Below are 19294 nucleotides of genomic sequence, written 5' to 3' on the forward strand. Positions count from 1 at the left end.
GCCCGCCCCCGCCCCGCATCCGCCCCTGCCCCGCTCTCAGAACTCGTCGCCCGTGTGCGGCAGTACGGGCGTGCGCAGGGCCGCGTCCAGCGCCGCGGCCGCGCCCGGCGTGTGCTCCCGTACCAGCCCGGCCTCGACCAGCTCGGCGACCCGCGTTCCGCCCAGGTAGCAGGCGGCCAGCTCGCGTACGTCCAGGGCCAGGTCGGCGGCGGCCTCCGCGGGCTCGTACGCCGCCCCGTCCGGCCCCGCGTCGAGCCGGAACCGCCCGGTGTTGCCGGGCAGCCGTACGTCGTGCACCTCCAGCACCACGTCCACCGGCGCGGCCCACGACCGCGCCGTCAGCGCCGCGCGTACGTCGACCAGGCGCAGCCAGAGCGCCGGGTACTGGGCGGTGACCCGCACCTGGTCCCGGTCGGCCGCGAAGTGCAGCAGCGGGTCGTCGGCCGGGCGGCCCCACGCGCGGACCCGGCCGGTGAGGTCGAGGGCGGCCAGGCACTCCCACAGCGCGGCGGCGACGGCCGGGGTGTCGGCCTCCAGTTCGTCGACCCGGACCAGTCCCTGGGGCGCGCGGGCGGGCCCGCCGCCGTCCTCGGGCTTCGTGCGGTAGAGCACGTAGCCGGCGATCGGCTCGCCCGGCTCCCCGAGGACGATGATCCGCGGCGGGCTCAGTTCCTCGTCCTCCTCGTCCTCTTCGGTCAGCCACTCCTCGCGCCAGCGCGGTGCGCTGCGGGTGGGGCGGCCGGCCCGCCGGGCGCGGGCGGACTCGTGGAAGGGCCCGATGACGGCGAGCGCCTCCTCCGGGTCGACGAGCCGCAGCGGGCGCCGGTCCGGGTCGATGCGCAGGGCCAGCGGCCGGGTGGAGTCGATCTCGATGGTGACGCCGGTGGTCGCGCCGCCGTAGCCGAAGCGGCCGTAGATGGCGGCCTCGGAGGCCCACAGGGCGGCGAGCGGACTGCCGGTGGCGGCCGCGCGCTCCAGCATTTCGGTCATCAGCCCGGTGAGCACGCCGCGGCGGCGGTGGGTGGGGGCGACGCAGACGAAGGTGAGCCCGGGGCAGGGCAGGTCCGCCCCGGGCACCGAGAGCCGGAAGTCGTGCGCGGCCATGAAGCCGACCAGGGCGTCCCCGTCGTAGGCGCCGATCCGCAGGCACCGCACCAGCAGCGCGTGGTGTCTGGCGCGGGCCTCCTTCTCGGGCCGGTCGTGGAAGACGAGGTACGCGAGTTCCAGAGCGCGGTCGATGTCGGCCTCGGGTACGTCCTGGATGTCCACCATGATCGCGAGACTAATCGGTCATCGAGGACTGGTCATTCCATAAAGGTCGGAAAATCCGTGGCCACCATGATCATCCGTGGGTACGGTGTGCCGTCGGCCGTCATGAGGAGAGGATCAGGGCTTGATCGAGGGAGAGCTCGTCGCACTGCGCGCACTGCGCGCGGAGGACGCGGAACACCATCTGCGCTGGCGCAACGACCCCGAGGTGGTCCGTTGGGCGACCGCCGGGGACCCGTGCTTCGGCCCGGTCACACGGGAGGCGCTGACGATGTTCTTCGAGCGGATGCTGATGCTCTCGCCCCGGGAATCGGCGGTGTTCACGGTGGAGACCGTGGCGGACCGTCGGGTGATCGGCACGGTCGACTACCGCGACCTGGACCCCTGGGCCGGAACGGCCACGCTCGGGATCACCATCGGCGAGCGGGAGTACTGGGGCCGGGGACACGGCTCCGAGGCGATGCGGCTGCTGGTCGACCACCTCTTCGGCACCTTCCCGCTCACCCGGCTCCAGCTCGACACCTGGAGCGGGAACGAGCGGGCGGTCCGGGCGTTCACCCGGCTCGGCTTCCGGGAGGAGGGGCGGCGGCGGGCCGCCGTGCTGCTGGCGGGCGAGCGGTACGACGAGGTGCTGTTCGGGATGCTCCGGGAGGAGTGGCGGGCCTGACCCCGCCCGTGGTGCCGCCGTGATGCGCCCGTCGGGCGCCCGCGGTGCCGTCGACCGCGCCGCGACGGAAGCGGGCGGGGCCGTCGCGACGGCCGTACGATCCACGGCGACGCCCGGCACGGCTCGACGCCGCGGCTTCCACGTCCCGGACGGACACCCGAGCCGCCCAGCCCCGTACCCGAGAGACGAAGGTAGCCGCCATGGCCCGACTGCACTCCTACGCCACCCGCGTCACCTGGACCGGAAACCTCGGTACCGGCACGAGCCACTTCCGTGCCTACTCGCGGGCGCACGAGGTGGCCGCCGGGGACCTGCCGGTGATCCTCGGCAGCGCGGACCCGACCTTCCGCGGCGACGCATCCCGCTGGAACCCCGAGCAGCTGCTGCTCGCCGCGCTGTCCCAGTGCCACATGATGTCCTACCTGCACTTCTGCGCCGTCAACGGCGTGGTGGTCACCTCGTACGCCGACGAGGCGACCGGGACGATGGCCACCGCCGGGGACAGCGGGCAGTTCACGGAGGCCGTGGTGCACCCTCGGGTCACCGTCAGCGAGGAGTCGATGGTGGCCGCGGCGATCGAACTGCACGAGGAGGCCCACCGGGCCTGCTTCATCGCCAACTCGGTGAACTTCCCCGTCCGGCACGAGCCGACGGTGACGGTGGGCTGAACCGCCCCCGCCGGCTACAGAGCGACAGACGACAGGCGACAGGCGACAGGGCCTAGCTGCCGGCGGGCCCGGTCCAGGAGGCCGGGACGCGGCCGATCCGGACGCGCTGGGGGTGGTCGCCGACGGGGACGGACACCCGCTTGGTGCCGGTGGCGAAGTCGATGGCCGTGACCCGGTCGGCGCCGCTCTCGGAGATCACGCAGGCCGTCCCGTCACCGTCGACCGTGGCCCAGTACGGCTTGGCGGCGGGCACGAGCGGCCCCTCGGCGAGGGTGGCCCGGTCCACGACGGTGGCGTAGTCGTCCATGGTGCCCGCGATGCACAGTTTGGCCCCGTCGGGGCTCATGGACATGCCGTGGTGGCGGGAGTCGTTGACCCAGGTGGTGCGGTCGGTGCTGGTGGCGGGGTTCTCGGGCAGGGTCTTGAGGCGGGTGATCCGGTCGGAGGCCACGTCGTACTCCAGGAAGCCGTTGAAGAACGACACCTGGAAGTAGAGCTTCGACTCGTCGGGGCTGAAGGACACGGGGCGCACGGCGTCGGACAGGTCGCGGCGGCCGAAGGCGTCCAGCCGCTCCCGCATGTCGATCACCCGGACGGTCCGGAAGGTCTGCGCGTCGACCACGGTGATCTTCCGGTCGCCCTTCGTCCAGTCCAGCCAGGGCGCGTCGAGTGCGGTGTTCACCTCGCCGATGGAGCTGTTCCACAGGAAGCGGCCGTCGCGGGTGAAGGTGTTCTCGTGCGGCTTGTCCCCGGTGCCGAAGGAGCCGACCTGGCGGCCGGTGGCGATGTCCAGGACGTGCACGGTGTTGGAGGTGGAGGCCGAGACGGCGATGCGGGTCCCGTCCGGGGAGACCGCCATGTGGTCGGACCGGAAACCGGACACAGGGAAGCGCCAGTTGATCCGGCCGGAGGTCACGTCGATGGACACGACGTCGGCGAAGCTGGGGCGGGAGACGACGACCGCGGAGCCGTCCGGGGTGGTGAACATGTCGTCGACGAACTGGTCGTGGCCCTCGCCGGCGCTCTCCCTGATGCCGAGGAAGAAGGCGAGCTTCACGGGGTTGAGGTGGATCTCGCGCAGCCGCTCCGCCTTGTCGGGGATCACGTTGATCCGGCCGACCTTGGCGAGGTCGCCGGTGGAGGCGAGGACGTCGGCGGTCCCCTCCCAGTTGTTCCCCACGAAGAGCACCTCGCGCAGGCCGCCCGCGGGCGGCGCGGGATCGGCGGGGGCGGGGGCCTGCGCGAGGGCGGTGAGCAGGGTGGCCGCCGCCAGCACGCCCAGGGTTCGCACGGTACGCAACATCCGCTCAACTCCGGTGTGGACAAGGGATGGAGAGGGCGCTTCCGGTGAGGACACCCCCTATTACCGGCCGGTAAGATAGGGGGAACGCCGAAAGGGCGCAACCCCTACGGGTGGCGCCCTTTTCTCACCTTCGGCCCTCACTCACCCCTTCAAGCGACGGAACCGATCCTGCTGATCACGGTGTTCGCGACGTCCGGGTGGATCGGGATGTGCGCTCCGGTGAGGGCCGCGCCGCTGCCGCCGCGGCGGTTCGCGACGATCTCGGCGGCGATGGACAGCGCGGTCTCCTCCGGGGAGCGGGCGCCGAGGTCCAGGCCGATCGGGGAACGCAGCCGGGCCAGTTCGAGCTCGGTGACACCGACGTCGCGGAGCCGCTTGTTGCGGTCCTCGTGGGTGCGCCGGGAGCCCATGGCGCCGACGTAGGCGACGGGAAGCTTGAGGGCCAGTTCGAGGAGCGGGACGTCGAACTTGGCGTCGTGGGTGAGCACGCACAGGACGGTCCGGCCGTCCACGGCGCCGGCCGAGGACTGCTCCTCCAGATAGCGGTGCGGCCAGTCGACGACGATCTCGTCCGCCTCGGGGAAGCGGGTCTTCGTCGCGAAGACGGGCCGTGCGTCGCACACCGTCACCCGGTAGCCGAGGAACTTGCCGATCCGCACGAGGGCGGAGGCGAAGTCGATGGCACCGAAGACGATCATCCGCGGCGGCGGGACGCTGGACTCGACCAGCACCTTCAGCGGCTCTCCGCAGAGCCTGCCGTCGGCGCCGATCTCCAGCACGCCGGTCTTTCCCGCGTCGAGCATGGCGCGGGCCTCTTCGGCGATGGTGCGGTCCAGCTCGGGGTGTCCCCCGAAGCCGCCCTCGTGGGCGCCGTCCGTACGGACGAAGACGGCGCGGCCCATGAGCTCGGCCGGGCCCTCGGCTATCCGGGCGACGGCCGCGGCCTCGCCGCGGGCCGCGGCGGCCAGGCCGGCCGCGAACACCTCCCGTACGGCAGAGCCCACGGGGACCGGGGTGACGAGGATGTCGATGATCCCGCCGCAGGTCAGACCCACGGCGAAGGCATCGTCGTCGCTGTAGCCGAAGCGCTCCCGGACGGTCTCGCCGTCCTCAAGCGCCTGCCGGCACAGCTCGTACACCGCACCCTCCACGCATCCGCCGGAGACGGAACCGATGGCCGTGCCCTCGCTGTCGACGGCGAGTGCCGCCCCGGGCTGCCGGGGTGCGCTCCCGCCGACCGCCACGACCGTGGCGACGGCGAAGTCACGTCCCTGCTCGACCCACCGGTTCAGTTCTTCGGCGATGTCCAGCATGGGGGCCTCCTCGGAGAGGTTCGGTTCCAGTATCGGATACGTGGAGCGTGCGGTACTTCGTACGGTTCGGGCCGGCCGGGTCAGCCGACCCCGAGCCAGCTCTCGATCGGGTTGAGGGCGAAGAAGACCAGGAAGATTCCGGTCAGCGCCCACATGAAGCCGCCGATCTCACGGGCCTTGCCCTGAGCGATCTTGATGGCGACGTAGGAGATGACGCCCGCGGCGACACCGGCGGTGATCGAGTAGGTGAACGGCATGATCACGACGGTCAGGAAGACCGGGATCGAGGTCGCGCTGTCGGCCCAGTCCACGTGGCGGGCGTTCTGCATCATCATCGCGCCGATGACGACCAGGGCCGCGGAGGCGACCTCACCCGGGACGATCTGCGTGATCGGGGTGAAGAAGAGGCAGGCGGCGAAGAACAGGCCGGTGACCACGGAGGCGAGACCCGTGCGGGCCCCCTCGCCGACGCCGGTCGCGGACTCGACGAACACGGTCTGGCCGGAGCCGCCCGCGACGCCACCGATGGCGCCACCGGCGCCGTCGATGAAGAGGGCCTTGGACAGACCCGGCATGCGGCCCTTGTCGTCGGCCAGCTTGGCCTCGGTGCCGACACCGATGATGGTGGCCATGGCGTCGAAGAAGCCGGCGAGCACCAGGGTGAAGACGATCATGCCGACCGTCATGTAGCCGACGTCGCCCCAGCCGCCGAAGGAGACGTCACCGAAGAGCGAGAAGTTCGGCATCGAGATCGCGGAGCCGTCGAGCTCCGGCGGACCGTTCTTCCAGGCCTTCGGGTCGATGTCGACGACGGCGTTGAGGATCGCGGCCAGGACGGTGCCACCGACGATGCCGATCAGGATGGCGCCGGGCACCTTGCGGGCCTGGAGCATGAAGATGGCGACCAGGGTGATGCAGAAGAGCAGGACGGGCCAGCCGGAGAGCTCACCGACCGCGCCGAGCTGGACCGGGGGACCGAACTCCGGACCCCTGCCGACGAAACCGGCCTTGAAGAAGCCGATGAGGGCCACGAAGAGGCCGATGCCCATGGTGATGGCGTGCTTGAGCGCGAGGGGGATCGCGTTCATGATCATCTCGCGGAGGCCGGTGACGACCAGGAGACAGATCACGACGCCGTACACCACGCACATGCCCATGGCCTGCGGCCAGGTCATCTGCGGGGCGACCTGCGAGGCGAGCACGCCGGACACGGAGAGGCCGGCCGCGAGGGCCAGCGGCACCTTGCCGACGAAGCCCATGAGGAGCGTGGTGACGGCCGCGGCGAAGGCGGTGGCGGTGATGATCGCCGATCCGTCCATCACGGTGCCGGCGACGTCCTTGCCCGAGAGGAGCAGGGGGTTGAGCAGCAGGATGTACGCCATGGCCATGAAGGTCGTGATACCGCCACGGACCTCGTTGCCGACGTTGGAACCTCTGTGCGTGATGTGAAAGTAGCGGTCGAGCCAAGAACGCCCCGCGGGATTACGGGAGCCGTCGCCGGCATCCTCCGCGGTGGTCTTGGTCTCTACAGACGACTGGGTCATGGTGCCTAACTCCCAAGGTTCAAAGGGGCACCCGCTTGGGGATTGGAGATTGCGGGATTTGGTGTGTTTGGCTGCACGACCCGGGGTGACGGCCCGAGGCGACGCGATTGTTCACTGCGTGTACTGCGGGTAGTGCGGGGGTGACCGCTGGTACTACGTGGGGGTTTTCGCAGGGGTACTGCCAGGTGAAGGGACCGCGAGCGGTGCGGTGCTTCGTATGTACTCCGGACGGTGCGCTGTGAAGTGTGACGTTCCCAAGTCGCACCGCCCGGAGAGTCTGAGGGGGTCCGGGGGCCTCGCGACCCCCGGACCACGCCGGTCTAGAGGGTCCCGGTGAGGGCTTCCGGACGGATCGGCGTCTTGTTGATCTCCAGACCCGTCGCCTGCCGGATCGCCGCGATGACGGCCGGGGTGGACGAGAGGGTCGGGGCCTCGCCCATACCGCGCAGGCCGTACGGCGCCTTCGGGTCGGCGAGCTCCAGGACGTCGACCGGGATGGTCGGGGTGTCGAGGATGGTCGGGATCAGGTAGTCCGTGAAGGAGGGGTTGCGCACCTTCGCGGTCTTCGGGTCCACGATGATCTCTTCCATGATCGCCACGCCGAGACCCTGGGTGGTTCCACCCTGGATCTGGCCCACCACGGAAAGCATGTTGAGCGCCTTGCCGACGTCCTGCGCGGTCGCCAGCTCGACGACCTTGACGAGGCCGAGCTCGGTGTCCACCTCGACGACCGCGCGGTGCGCGGCGAAGGTGTACTGGACGTGGCCGTTGCCCTGGCCGGTCCGCAGGTCGAAGGCCTCGGTGGGCGCGTGACGGAACTCGAGCTCGAGGTCGATGGCCTCGTCCTCGAGGATGTCGGCGATGTCCGCGAGGACCTCGCCGCCGTCGGTGACGACCTTGCCGCCTTCGAGCAGCAGCTCGGCGGTGGCCCACGCCGGGTGGTACGAGCCGTTCTTGCGGCGGCCGATCTCCAGCAGGGCCTCGCGGACCGCCTCGCAGGTGTTCTTCACGGCGCCACCGGTCATGTACGTCTGCCGCGAGGCGGACGTGGAACCGGCGGAGCCGACCTGCGTGTCGGCCGGGTGGATGGTCACCTGCGTGACACCCAGCTCCGTACGGGCGATCTGCGTGTGGACGGTGATGCCGCCCTGGCCGACCTCCGCCATGGCCGTGTGGACCATCGCAACGGGCTCGCCGTTGATGACCTCGAGGCGCACGCGGGCGGTGGAGTAGTCGTCGAAGCCCTCGGAGAAGCCGACGTTCTTGATGCCGACCGCGTAGCCGACGCCGCGGACGACGCCCTCGCCGTGGGTGGTGTTGGAGAGGCCACCGGGCAGCGCGCGGACGTCCGCGTTCTCGCCGGCGGACTCCCACTGGCGCTCCGGCGGCAGCGGGCGGGCCTTGACCCGGCGCAGCAGCTCGGCGACGGGCGCCGGGGCGTCCACGACCTGGCCGGTCGGCATGACCGTGCCCATCTCCATGGCGTTCAGCTGGCGGAACTCGACCGGGTCCATGCCCAGCTTCGCCGCGAGCTTGTCCATCTGGGCCTCGTAGGCGAAGCAGGCCTGGACGGCGCCGAAGCCGCGCATCGCGCCACAGGGCGGGTTGTTCGTGTAGAGCGCGATCGCCTCGATGTCCACGTCCTCCAGGACGTAGGGACCCACCGAGAGGGAGGAGGCGTTGCCGACGACCGCCGGGGAGGCGGACGCGTAGGCGCCGCCGTCCAGGACGATCTTGCACTTCATGTGCGTGAGCTTGCCGTCCTTGGTGGCGCCGTGCTCGTAGTAGAGCTTCGCCGGGTGACGGTGCACGTGACCGAAGAAGGACTCGAAGCGGTTGTAGACGATCTTGACCGGCTTGTTCGTGGCCAGGGCCAGGAGGCAGGCGTGGATCTGCATCGAGATGTCCTCGCGGCCACCGAAGGCGCCGCCGACGCCCGAGAGCGTCATGCGGACCTTCTCCGGCGGCAGGCCGAGGACCGGGGCGATCTGCTGGAGGTCCGAGTGCAGCCACTGGGTGGCGACGTACAGCTCGACGCCGCCGTCCTCGGACGGCACGGCCAGACCGGACTCCGGGCCGAGGAAGGCCTGGTCCTGCATGCCGAAGGTGTACTCGCCCTCGACGATGACGTCGGCGCGCTTGCGGGCCTCTTCCACGTTGCCGCGGATGATCGGCTGGCGGTGCACGATGTTCGGGTGCGGGACGTGACCGATGTGGTGGTCGTCGCGGCCCTCGTGGATCAGCGGCGCGTCCTCGGCGAGGGCGGAGGCCTCGTCGGTGACGAGCGGCAGCTCGCGGTAGTCGATCTTGATCTTGGCGGCCGCGCGGCGGGCGGTCTCCGGGTGGTCGGCGGCCACGAGGGCGACCGGCTCACCGTGGTGACGTACCCGGCCGTTGGCGAGGACCGGGGTGTCCTGGATCTCGAGGCCGTAGTTCTTCATCTCGGCCGGCAGGTCGTCGTACGTCAGCACCGAGTAGACGCCGGGCATGGCGAGCGCCTCGGAGATGTCGATGGAGACGATCTCGGCGTGGGCGACGGTGCTGCGCAGGGTCTGGCCCCAGAGCATGTCCTCGTGCCACATGTCCGAGGAGTACGCGAACTCACCGGTGACCTTGAGGGTGCCGTCCGGGCGGAGAATCGATTCGCCGATGCCGCCCTTGTTGTGCTTCTGGGTGACGTTCGTCGGCGTACCGGCGGGCGCGGTGCGGGTGTTCTGAGCCATGGTCAGACCGCCTCTCCCTGACGGGCGGCCGCGAGGCGGACCGCGTCGAGGATCTTCTCGTAGCCCGTGCACCGGCAGAGGTTGCCGGACAGGGCCTCACGGATGTCCTGGTCGGACGGGGAGGAGTTCTCCTCCAGGAGCGCGTCCGCCTGGATGAGCAGACCCGGGGTGCAGAAACCGCACTGCACGGCGCCGGCGTCGATGAACGCCTGCTGGATGTTCGAGAGCTCCACGCCCTCACCGGTCTGCGAGTCGCCCGGCTTGGCCTGCCACTGCTTGGCCGCGTCCAGGGACACGCCCTTGCCGCCGCAGCCGCCGCCGGTGCCGCAGGCACCGCCGTGGCCGTGCTCGTCACGCTGCTTGGAGAACTCCGCCAGGCCCTCGACGGTCACGACGTCGCGACCCTCGACCTGGCCGGCGGCCACGAGACAGGAACAGACCGGCACGCCGTCGAGGCGGACGGTGCAGGAACCGCACTCGCCCTGCTCACAGGCGTTCTTCGAACCGGGCAGGCCCAGGCGCTCGCGCAGGACGTAGAGAAGGGACTCGCCCTCCCACACGTCGTCGGCTTCCTGCTGACGGCCGTTGACAGTGAAATTGACGCGCATGATTACGCAGCCCCTTCAAGCGAGCGGCCGTTGCCGGTACCGCGGTACTGCTCCCAGGTCCAGACGAGCTGGCGGCGAGCCATGATGCCAACCGCGTGACGGCGGTACTTCGCCGTGCCGCGGACGTCGTCGATCGGGTTGGCCGCGCCGGAGGCGAGGTCACCGAACTGCTTGGCGATCGACGGGGTGATGACCTTGCCGGACTCCCAGAAGCCGCCTTCTTCGAGCGCGGCGTTCAGGAACTCCTCGGCGGCCTTCGCCCGGATCGGGGTCGGCGCGGCCGAACCGATGCCGGTGCGGACCGTGCGGGTCTCCGGGTGCAGCGCCAGACCGAACGCGCAGACCGCGATGACCATCGCGTTGCGGGAGCCGACCTTGGAGTACTGCTGGGGGCCGTCCGCCTTCTTCACGTGGACGGTCTTGATGAGCTCGTCGGCGGCGAGCGCGTTGCGCTTCACACCGGTGTAGAACTCGTCGATCGGGATCAGGCGAGAGCCGCGTACGGACTCCACCTCGACCTCGGCACCCGCCGCGAGCAGCGCGGGGTGGGAGTCGCCGGCCGGCGAGGCGCAACCGAGGTTGCCGCCGACACCGCCGCGGTTGCGGATCTGCGGGGACGCGACCGTGTGCGAGGCGAGCGCGAGACCCGGGAGCTCCGTCCGGAGGTTCTCCATGATCTGCGTGTACGGGACGGAGGCGCCCAGACGAACCACGTCCTCGCCGACCTCCCACTCCCGCAGGAGACCGATGCGGTTCAGGTCCAGGAGGTACTCCGGCCGACGGTGGTCGAAGTTGATCTCGACCATCACATCGGTGCCACCCGCAATCGGCACAGCTGTGGGGAACTCGGCCTTAGCGGCGAGCGCCTCCTCCCAGCTGGCGGGGCGAAGGAAGTCCATGTGCGGCTCTCTTCTTCTTCATCGTGTCGTTCACTTCAAGCCAGGAGGCCTACGGCCCTCGACTGGTCGTTCACGTGCTGTTAACGCGGTGTGGACTCAGTACACCGGCCCCCCGTCCCCCGGGTGCAGTCACTGAAACCATGAAGGAGTTGGCTGACGACCTCCCTCGTCTTGTAGATTCGTATGAAAGGCAGGATGCGACGACCTGCCCGATTTCCAACGGCAACATTCGAGACAGATCGGCGGCGACATCATGCGGCTGCGCGCACTGCTGGAAACCGAGGCGCTGGGGCTGCGGCTGCTCGGCGGCGAGGAAGAACTCGACCGGACGGTCCGCGGGGTCATGACGACCGACCTACGTGATCCCAGCCGGTACCTCTCGGGGGGTGAACTCGTCCTCACTGGCCTGGCCTGGAGACGAAATTCAGCCGACTCCGAGCCGTTCGTACGAATCCTCGCGAGCGCCGGTGTCGCCGGTCTCGCGGCGGGCGAGGCGGAGCTGGGCGACATCCCGGATGATCTGGTCTCGGCCTGTCTGCGCAACCGGCTGCCGCTGTTCGCCGTGAACGAGGACGTTGCATTCGCCACGATCACCGAGTACGTCGTACGGCAGGTATCGGGCGAGCGGGCCGGCGATCTCGCGGCCGTCGTGGACCGCCACCGCCGCCTCATGACCTCGGGGCCGGCCGGCGGCGGCCCCGACGTGGTGCTGGATCTGCTCACCACCGACCTCGATCTCCGGGCCTGGGTGCTGTCCCCCACGGGCCGGCAGATCGCCGGGGCGGGCGAGCCGCTGGCGCCGGGCGTGTGCGCAGCACTGGCGAGCGAGCACCTCGCGGCGGTCCGGACGGGCCGCAGGGGCCCGCACCGGATCTCCATCCAGGGTATTACGTACTCGCTCTTCCCGATCAGGGGACACGGGCGCGGCGCGGCCGGTCCGGCGGCCCGGGACGTGCGCGAGACCGTGCTGTCGGACTGGCTGCTGGCGGTCGAGGCGGACGCCGGCGACTGGCCCGCCGAGCGCCTGGACCTGCTCCAGGGAGTGACCCAGCTGATCGCCGTGGAGCGGGACCGGCGCGACGCGGCCCGCACGGTGCGCCGCCGCCTCGCACAGGAGGTCCTGGAACTGGTCCAGACGGGTGCCGCGCCCGCCGAGATCGCCGCCCGTCTGCGGGTCGCGGCCCCGGTGCTGCTGCCCGGGCTGGGCGCCGCCCCGCACTGGCAGGTCGTCGTGGCCCGGGTGGACTGGGAGGGCGGGGACATCCCCGGCGGCCCGGTGGCCCAGTCGCTGCTGGAGGAGATCCTCGTCGACCCGTCGGTCTCGGGGCCGGAGCCCTCGGACCGGATCGCGGTGGCCCATGCGGGTGACGAGGCCATCGCGCTGGTGCCGCTGCCCTCGCTGTCCGGGGACGCCGGCGAGGACAAGGGCCCGGACTCCGCCCTGCACGCCGACGAGCTCCTCGCGGCCGTACGGGACCCCCTGGCGGCCGGTCTGGCCGACGACGGCCGGCTCACGCTGGGCGTCAGCGCGGCCGTGCACTCCGCGGAGGGGCTGCGCGGGGCGCTGGAGGAGGCCCGGCACGCCCGCCGGGTGGCCGCGGCGCGCCCGGGCCGGGTCTGCGCGGCCGGCCACCACGAGCTGGCCTCGCACGTGCTGCTGCTGCCGTTCGTCCCGGACGACGTGCGGCGCGCCTTCACGGCCCGGCTGCTGGACCCGCTGCGCGACTACGACAGGCGCCACCGCGCGGAGCTCATCCCGACGCTGGAGGCCTTCCTGGACTGCGACGGTTCGTGGACCCGCTGCGCCACGCGGCTGCACCTCCACGTCAACACCCTGCGCTACCGGGTCGGGCGAATCGAGCAGTTGACGGCGCGGGACCTGTCCCGGCTGGAGGACAAGCTCGACTTCTTCCTCGCACTGCGCATGAGCTGAGAAGATCCGCCCCGCGGCCGGAGGGGTCCGGCCCGTGGGACGGCTGATGATCCGTCCGGACTTTGTGAAAGAGTTCACCCGACCCCTTGGCCGATGCCGCCGATCCGTGCTCTCATTTCGCCCCAGGGCTCAACGATGTGCTGCTTGGTTGCTTTGGGGAGGGCAATGTGGCGGATACCGCCATGTCGGGTGCCGGAACAACCGGAGGGGACGACCCCCTCCAGCGGGCGATATGGCGGCTGCGCTCGCGCGGCTGTTGGACCGACGCGGCGGCGCTGCTGACGCCGCACCTCGCGGATGCGGGTGCCGCGGTCCAGCGCACCGCGCTGCTGGTCGAGCGGTGCCTGTTCACCGGCCAGGGCTGGGCCGAGGCCGAGGACGCGCTGCGGGTCGCCGAGGCGGTGGCGCAGGACGACGACCACCGGGGCGCGGCCGCGTGCGAACGGGGCCAGCTGGCCTACGCGGCCACCGTGCTCGGGGTACGCGACCGGGCCGACGAGGCCCGCTCCGCGCTGGGCCGGGCGGCGGCCCTGCTGTCCCCGGAGTCCCGGACCCGCCCGCTGCTGGACTTCCGCCGCGGGCTGGTCGCCGAGCACCTGGCGGACGCCCCGCAGTCGGCCCGGCCGGCGTACCACCGGGCGCACGCGGGCGCGGAGGCCCACGGGGACACGCTGCTGCTGTCCTTCACCTGGCGCCACCTGGCCGCGCTCTCCCTGCGGGACGGCGAGGTGGCCGAGGCTCGCAAGGGCTTCGCGGAGTCCCTCCGCATCCGGGAGGACCTGGGCTTCCTGATCGGCACGGCCCCCGCGCTGGCCGCGCTGGCCGAGGCCGAGCCGGAACCGGAGGCCGCCAGGCTGCGCGCGGAGGCCCGCCGCCTGTTCCACCTCCTGGGCGGCATCCCCACCTGGCTGGCGGACCAACTCCACCCCGCCCCTTCGCCTGCGGCGTAGCCCCACCGGGCTCCGCCGTTTGAGGCGCGGGGTGCGGGGCGGAGCCCCGGTCAGGAGCCGGCGAAGTGTTCGCGTACCAGGGACTCCACGACCGGGAGGTCCCGCGCGATCAGCGCTTCCAGCAGCGCCGAGTGCTCCGCCGCATCGGCGACGAGATCCGCCCGCCGAACCCGCGGAGCGCCCGGCAGGGGCCACTGCGCCCGCCGGTGGAGCTCCTCGGCCACCTGCACCAGTTGCGCGTTGCCCGCGAGCCGCAGCACCGCCCGGTGGAAGGCCCGGTCCGCCTCGGCGTAGCCCGGCAGGTCGCCCGCCGCGGCCGCCTCCGCCGTGGCGGCGGCCTCGGGGCGCAGGGCCTCCCAGGCGTCCGCCGGCGCCGTACGGGCCAGCCGGAGCATGACGGGGACTTCGAGGAGTGCCCGGACCTCGGCCAGCTCGGCCAGCTCCCGCGGGGTGCGCGACAGGACGCGGAAGCCGCGGTTCGGCAGGCATTCCACCGCCCCCTCGACCGCCAGCTGCTGCATCGCCTCGCGCACGGGCGTCGCGGAGACCCCGAAGCGCTCGCCGAGGGCGGGGCCGGAGTAGATCTCCCCGGGGGCCAGTTCGCCCTCGATCAGGGCCGCGCGCAGGGCGTCGAGAACCTGCCCGCGCACCGAATGGCGCAACACCTTCCGTGTTTTTTGTGCCGGTACCCGGGCTCGGGCCGTGTCGTGCACTCGGTCCTCCTCCGGATCGCGACCTGACCTGAGGATACGGCCTGGCCGAGATCGGGTAAGGTAAGGCTAACCTGTTAACGATCGTGTGATTCGGTGGTCCACCCATGGCCGTCACTGTCGTGACCCCTTGCCTGCACGCCCCCTCCGCCCCGGCCGGCTCTCCGGTGGCGGATGCGTACGCGCGCCTGGCCGAGGTCTACAGCGGCTTGCGGGTCGACGAGCGGACCGCGCACGACCCCGTCCCTCGCGGTGCGGGATGGGTCGGCGCGGACGAGCTCGCGGCCGGCGGACCGGCCCTGGACGCCTTCCTCGCCTGGGACGGGGCCCAGGTCCTCAGGGACTACGGGACCCAGGCCCGCCCCGACGTGATCGCGGGCTTCGGGCTGCACCGCTACGCGTGGCCGGCCTGCCTGCTGATCACGCTGCCGTGGTTCCTGCACCGGCGGGTGCCCCACCTCCCCGTGGACGCGGTGGCCTTCCACCGGACCCTCGGCCGGATGTCCGTGCGCGTCGAGAGCTTCGCCTGTCTGCCGGACGACCCGGCGGCCGTTCTCCCGGGGGCCCGTGTCGTGCCCGACGAGGAGGCGCTGCGCGGTGAGGTGCGGGCTGCGGTGGCCCGGCACCTCGGGTCCGTGCTGGAAGGTTTCGGCCCGCGCATGCGGCGCGGCCGCCGCGCCCTGTGGGGCATGGTGACCGACGAGGTCGTCGAAGGCCTCTGGTACGTCGGCGAGCTGTTCGGCGAGGAGCGCCGGGCCATGGCCGAGCTGGAGGCGCTGCTGCCCGGCTCGACCGCCCCGTACACCGGGGGCGCGGGGTTCCGTACGCTCACGGGTCCCGACGGCCGCGCGCTGCCCACCAGGGACCGGGCCGGCTGCTGCTTCTTCTACACGATCCGGCCCGAGGACACCTGTGTCACGTGCCCCCGGACCTGTGACGCGGACCGCGTCGCCCGGCTCACGGCGGCCACCGCCGACTACTGAGCGTGAACCCGCCGTTAACCCACCCGTAGGGGTGGCCGTAATCGAACTCGACTCCGCCTCCACGGGCGTCAGTTCGAGTCACAACACCCTATCCGGCGGGCCGCGCCCCCCGATGGCGTCCACTTGCCCCGAAACCCGCGTGCACGGCTCACCGGCTACGCCACTATGGCGCCCGGAAGGCCGCACAGCCGCATGGACGCATACGCGAGGCAAGGGACATCCGCATGAGACTGACCGACATATCGCTGGACTGGCTGCTGCCCGGCAGCCTGCTGATCCTGGGCGTACTTGCGGCAGTTGCGGTCTTGGCCCGTGGCAAGCGCGAGAGCGAGAAGGCCGCGGCCGACGACAGCTGGGAGCGCAGCGAGGAACGGCGGCGGCGCAAGGAGGCCGTCTACGGGACCGCCTCGTACGTCCTGCTGTTCTGCTGCGCGGCCGTCGCCGCCGCGCTGTCCTTCCACGGACTGGTCGGCTTCGGCCGGCAGAACCTCAACCTCTCCGGGGGCTGGGAGTACCTGGTCCCCTTCGGCCTCGACGGCGCCGCCATGTTCTGCTCGGTGCTCGCCGTCCGCGAGGCCAGCCACGGCGACGCGGCCCTCGGTTCGCGCATGCTGGTCTGGCTGTTCGCGGGCGCGGCCGCCTGGTTCAACTGGGTCCACGCCCCGCGCGGCATGGGCCACGACGGAGCCCCGCAGTTCTTCGCCGGGATGTCGCTCTCGGCGGCCGTGCTCTTCGACCGCGCCCTCAAGCAGACCCGCCGGGCGGCGCTGCGCGAACAGGGCCTGATCCCGCGGCCGTTGCCGCAGATCCGGATGGTGCGCTGGCTGCGCGCGCCCCGGGAGACCTTCGGCGCCTGGTCGCTCATGCTGCTGGAGGGGGTACGCACCCTCGACGAGGCGGTGGACGAGGTGCGCGAGGACAAGAAGGAGAAGGAGCAGGACCGCCACCGCAGGCGGGAGCAGCACCGCCTGGACCGCGCCCACATCAGGGCGCTCGGCCGCCAGCACCGGGCCTTCGGCCGCGCCCGTGGCGGCCGCCAGGTCGAGCTGCCCGAACTGACCCAGGGAGCGGGCTCCGCGCCGGTCGGCGCGGAGCCGGCCATACCGGAAACGGGACAGCTGCCCCTGCGCCGCCGGCCCTCCCTGCAGGCCGTGAACGGAACCGAATCCCTTGACGTGACCGGCACCCGGACGGTGGACCTCACCGCCGAGGACGACACCCAGACCATTCCCCGGCTGGACTCGTTGGAGCGCAAACTGAAGGACCTGGAGCAGCAGTTCGGCTGACCGGTCCCGATCGGGGAAGACCCCGGAGGGCCCGCCTGCTCAGGCGGGCCCTCCGTCGTACGGTGCGTCGTGATGCCCGTCGAGCTCGAACCACACCACCTTGCCGCTGCCCAGGGCCAGCGCGTCCACGCCCCAGTCGTCGGCGAGGGCCTGCACCAGCACGAGTCCCCGGCCGTGCGTACCGTCGTCGGCGGTCGGTACGTACGGCCGGGGCCGGCGTGCGGCGTAGTCCCGGACCTCCACCCGTAAGCGTGTGGCGGCGAGACTCGCGGACACCTCCGCGCCCCGGTCGGTGTGGACGAGGGCGTTGGTGACGAGCTCGGTGATCAGCAGCTCGGCCACCTCGGCGGCGTCGCTCCGGCACCGGTGGCGCATCAACTCCCGTAAGGCCCGGCGGACTTCACTCACCGCTTTCAGGTCGGCCCGGCGCACGCTCCGGGTGATCCGCAGCGTGTCCACCGCTCCCCCGTCCTCACCGGCGGACGGTTCGCGCGGCACCGGCCTCCCTCTCCGCCACATCTTCCCGTTCTTCGCCCCCACCCGCACGGCGATGTCCCTCCCCGCGTCCATGCTCTCGAACAGGTCTACGGGATGCATGCCCCCCGGGGGGTTCCGCACTCCTGCGGGCTTACGGGAGGGGCACGTTGCGGAGGTTGGATCGAGCCATCTGGATCATGCGGCCCACACCGCCGTCCAGCACGATCTTGCTGGCGGATAGTGCGAATCCGGTCACCATCTCGGCACTGATCCTCGGCGGAATCGACAGGGCGTTGGGGTCCGTCACCACGTCCACCAGAGCGGGTCCCTTGTGCCGGAAAGCGTCCCTCAAAGCCCCTGTGAGCTGCTTGGGCTTCTCCACGCGGACCCCGTACGCACCCGCCGCGCGGGCGATCGCGGCGAAGTCGGGGTTCTTGTTGGTCGTCCCGTAGGAGGGCAGGCCGGAAACCAGCATCTCCAACTCGACCATCCCGAGGGATGAGTTGTTGAAGAGGACCACTTTGACGGGGAGGTCGTACTGCACCAGGGTGAGGAAATCTCCCATCAGCATCGAGAAACCGCCGTCGCCCGACATCGACACCACTTGACGGTTGCGGTCGGTGAACTGTGCGCCGATGGCCTGCGGGAGGGCGTTGGCCATGGAGCCGTGGCTGAAGGAGCCGATGATGCGCCGTTTGCCGTTCGGGGAAAGATAGCGCGCCGCCCACACATTGCACATGCCGGTGTCGACGGTGAAAACGGCGTCCTCGTCGGCCAGTTCGTCGAGGACCGAGGCCACGTACTCGGGGTGGATCGGGGTGTGCTTCTCGACCTTGCGCGTGTAGGCCTTCACCACCCCTTCCAGGGCGTCCGCGTGCTTCCTCAGCATCCGGTCCAGGAAGCGGCGGTCCGTCTTGACCTTCACCCTCGTGTTCAGCGCACGCAGGGTCTCCCGTACGTCCCCCCAGACGGCGAGGTCCAACTGGGAGCGGCGGCCCAGGTGTTCGGGGCGGATGTCCACCTGGACGATCTTCACGTCGTCGGGGAGGAAGGCGTTGTACGGGAAGTCCGTGCCGAGCAGGATCAGCAGATCGCACTCGTGGGTGGCCTCGTAGGCCGCGCCGTAGCCGAGCAGCCCGCTCATGCCGACGTCGTACGGGTTCTCGTACTGGATCCACTCCTTGCCGCGCAGGGCGTGCCCGACGGGTGCCTTGACCCGGCCGGCGAACTCCATCACCTCGGCGTGCGCCCCGGCCGTGCCGCTGCCGCAGAAGAGCGTGACCTTGTCCGCCTCGTCGACGAGGCGGACCAGCTTCTCGATCTCACCGTCGCCGGGCCGCACCGTGGGGCGGGCCGTGACGAGGGCGTGCTGCACCGCCTTCTCGGGCGCCGGCAGGGCGGCGATGTCCCCGGGCAGCGCGACCACGCTGACCCCGCTGCGGCCGATGGCGTGCTGCACGGCGGTCTGGAGCAGCCGGGGCATCTGTGCCGGATTGGAGATCAGCTCGCTGTAGTGGCTGCACTCGCGGAAGAGCTGGTCGGGGTGGGTCTCCTGGAAGTAACCGAGGCCGATCTCGCTGGAGGGGATGTGCGAGGCGAGCGCGAGGACGGGAGCCATCGAACGCTGGGCGTCGTACAGCCCGTTGATCAGGTGCAGGTTCCCCGGGCCGCAGGAGCCCGCGCAGGCGGCGAGGCGGCCGGTGATCTGGGCCTCGGCGCCCGCCGCGAAGGCGGCCGTCTCCTCGTGGCGCACCTGGATCCAGTCGATGTCACCCGTCCGGCGGATCGCGTCCACCACCGGGTTGAGGCTGTCGCCGACGACTCCGTACATCCGCCGCACGCCGGCGCGCACGAGGATGTCGACGAACTGCTCCGCCACGTTCTGCTTGGCCATGAGGGGCACCCTTCCCGGTCACCGGTCCGGTCTCTCCGACACGCGTGCCTCCCATCCAGCCATGTGC

General features: G+C 71.3%; 16 protein-coding genes. 6 read left to right on the forward strand and 10 right to left on the reverse strand.

The genetic code is table 11. The features are described 5' to 3' along the window. Nucleotides 1-36: 36 nt before the first annotated feature. A complete protein-coding gene (locus AB0D29_RS25570) occupies nt 37-1272 on the reverse strand; it encodes a GNAT family N-acetyltransferase (RefSeq protein ID WP_362857373.1) in 1236 nt (411 codons plus the stop codon). Between the two features lie 121 nt (nt 1273-1393). Between AB0D29_RS25570 and AB0D29_RS25575 the strand changes: the two genes are divergently transcribed. Together AB0D29_RS25575 and AB0D29_RS25580 are read left to right on the forward strand one after the other, a co-directional pair. Then, nucleotides 1394-1936 carry a GNAT family protein gene (locus AB0D29_RS25575; protein ID WP_362857375.1) on the forward strand — a complete coding sequence of 181 codons (543 nt, stop codon included), beginning with the start codon at nt 1394-1396 and terminating at the stop codon, nt 1934-1936. A gap of 200 nt (nt 1937-2136) precedes the next feature. Next, entirely contained in the window at nt 2137-2604 is a 468-nt protein-coding gene (locus AB0D29_RS25580; protein WP_362857377.1) for an OsmC family protein, read from the forward strand. Between the two features lie 52 nt (nt 2605-2656). Here the strand turns inward: AB0D29_RS25580 and AB0D29_RS25585 are convergent, their stop codons facing one another. The 6 genes from AB0D29_RS25585 to AB0D29_RS25610 all read right to left on the reverse strand — a co-directional run bounded on the left by AB0D29_RS25585 (nt 2657) and on the right by AB0D29_RS25610 (nt 10994). Further along, nucleotides 2657-3907, reverse strand: coding sequence for a YncE family protein (locus AB0D29_RS25585; RefSeq protein ID WP_362857379.1), 1251 nt, complete (start codon nt 3905-3907; stop codon nt 2657-2659). Between the two features lie 149 nt (nt 3908-4056). Continuing rightward, nucleotides 4057-5220 carry an XdhC/CoxI family protein gene (locus AB0D29_RS25590; protein WP_362857381.1) on the reverse strand — a complete coding sequence of 388 codons (1164 nt, stop codon included), beginning with the start codon at nt 5218-5220 and terminating at the stop codon, nt 4057-4059. Between the two features lie 80 nt (nt 5221-5300). Then, a complete protein-coding gene (locus AB0D29_RS25595) occupies nt 5301-6764 on the reverse strand; it encodes an NCS2 family permease (RefSeq protein WP_362857383.1) in 1464 nt (487 codons plus the stop codon). 320 nt (nt 6765-7084) lie between these two features. Beyond that, nucleotides 7085-9487, reverse strand: a complete 2403-nt coding sequence (pucD, locus tag AB0D29_RS25600) for a xanthine dehydrogenase subunit D (RefSeq protein WP_362857384.1) — start codon at nt 9485-9487, stop codon at nt 7085-7087. Between the two features lie 2 nt (nt 9488-9489). After that, entirely contained in the window at nt 9490-10095 is a 606-nt protein-coding gene (locus tag AB0D29_RS25605) for a (2Fe-2S)-binding protein (protein WP_266573281.1), read from the reverse strand. Nucleotides 10096-10097: 2 nt separating this feature from the next. Then, nucleotides 10098-10994, reverse strand: a complete 897-nt coding sequence (locus AB0D29_RS25610) for a xanthine dehydrogenase family protein subunit M (protein WP_326587260.1) — start codon at nt 10992-10994, stop codon at nt 10098-10100. Between the two features lie 253 nt (nt 10995-11247). Between AB0D29_RS25610 and AB0D29_RS25615 the strand changes: the two genes are divergently transcribed. Beyond that, nucleotides 11248-12927: a PucR family transcriptional regulator ligand-binding domain-containing protein gene (locus tag AB0D29_RS25615; protein WP_362857386.1), complete on the forward strand. Its 1680-nt coding sequence runs from the start codon at nt 11248-11250 to the stop codon at nt 12925-12927. Between the two features lie 182 nt (nt 12928-13109). Beyond that, nucleotides 13110-13877, forward strand: coding sequence for a hypothetical protein (locus AB0D29_RS25620; RefSeq protein WP_362857435.1), 768 nt, complete (start codon nt 13110-13112; stop codon nt 13875-13877). A 50-nt stretch (nt 13878-13927) separates the two neighbouring features. Here AB0D29_RS25620 and AB0D29_RS25625 read toward each other — a convergent pair whose 3' ends face one another. Beyond that, the gene (locus tag AB0D29_RS25625; RefSeq protein WP_362857388.1) at nt 13928-14590 is read right to left on the reverse strand and encodes a GntR family transcriptional regulator; all 663 of its coding nucleotides are present in this window, start codon (nt 14588-14590) and stop codon (nt 13928-13930) included. 104 nt (nt 14591-14694) lie between these two features. Here AB0D29_RS25625 and AB0D29_RS25630 point away from each other — a divergent pair, with 104 nt between their 5' ends. Together AB0D29_RS25630 and AB0D29_RS25635 are read left to right on the forward strand one after the other, a co-directional pair. Then, nucleotides 14695-15570 carry a (2Fe-2S)-binding protein gene (locus tag AB0D29_RS25630; protein WP_362857389.1) on the forward strand — a complete coding sequence of 292 codons (876 nt, stop codon included), beginning with the start codon at nt 14695-14697 and terminating at the stop codon, nt 15568-15570. Nucleotides 15571-15794: 224 nt separating this feature from the next. Then, nucleotides 15795-16856, forward strand: coding sequence for a DUF2637 domain-containing protein (locus AB0D29_RS25635; RefSeq protein ID WP_351587989.1), 1062 nt, complete (start codon nt 15795-15797; stop codon nt 16854-16856). A 39-nt stretch (nt 16857-16895) separates the two neighbouring features. Here AB0D29_RS25635 and AB0D29_RS25640 read toward each other — a convergent pair whose 3' ends face one another. Then, nucleotides 16896-17453 (reverse strand): ATP-binding protein, encoded by a 558-nt coding sequence (locus AB0D29_RS25640; RefSeq protein WP_362857391.1) that lies wholly within the window; start codon nt 17451-17453, stop codon nt 16896-16898. A gap of 31 nt (nt 17454-17484) precedes the next feature. Then, nucleotides 17485-19227 (reverse strand): pyruvate dehydrogenase, encoded by a 1743-nt coding sequence (locus AB0D29_RS25645; RefSeq protein WP_362857392.1) that lies wholly within the window; start codon nt 19225-19227, stop codon nt 17485-17487. Nucleotides 19228-19294 lie beyond the last annotated feature (67 nt).

The organism is Streptomyces sp. NPDC048424 (assembly GCF_040651555.1).
In the GTDB taxonomy this organism is placed as follows: domain Bacteria; phylum Actinomycetota; class Actinomycetes; order Streptomycetales; family Streptomycetaceae; genus Streptomyces.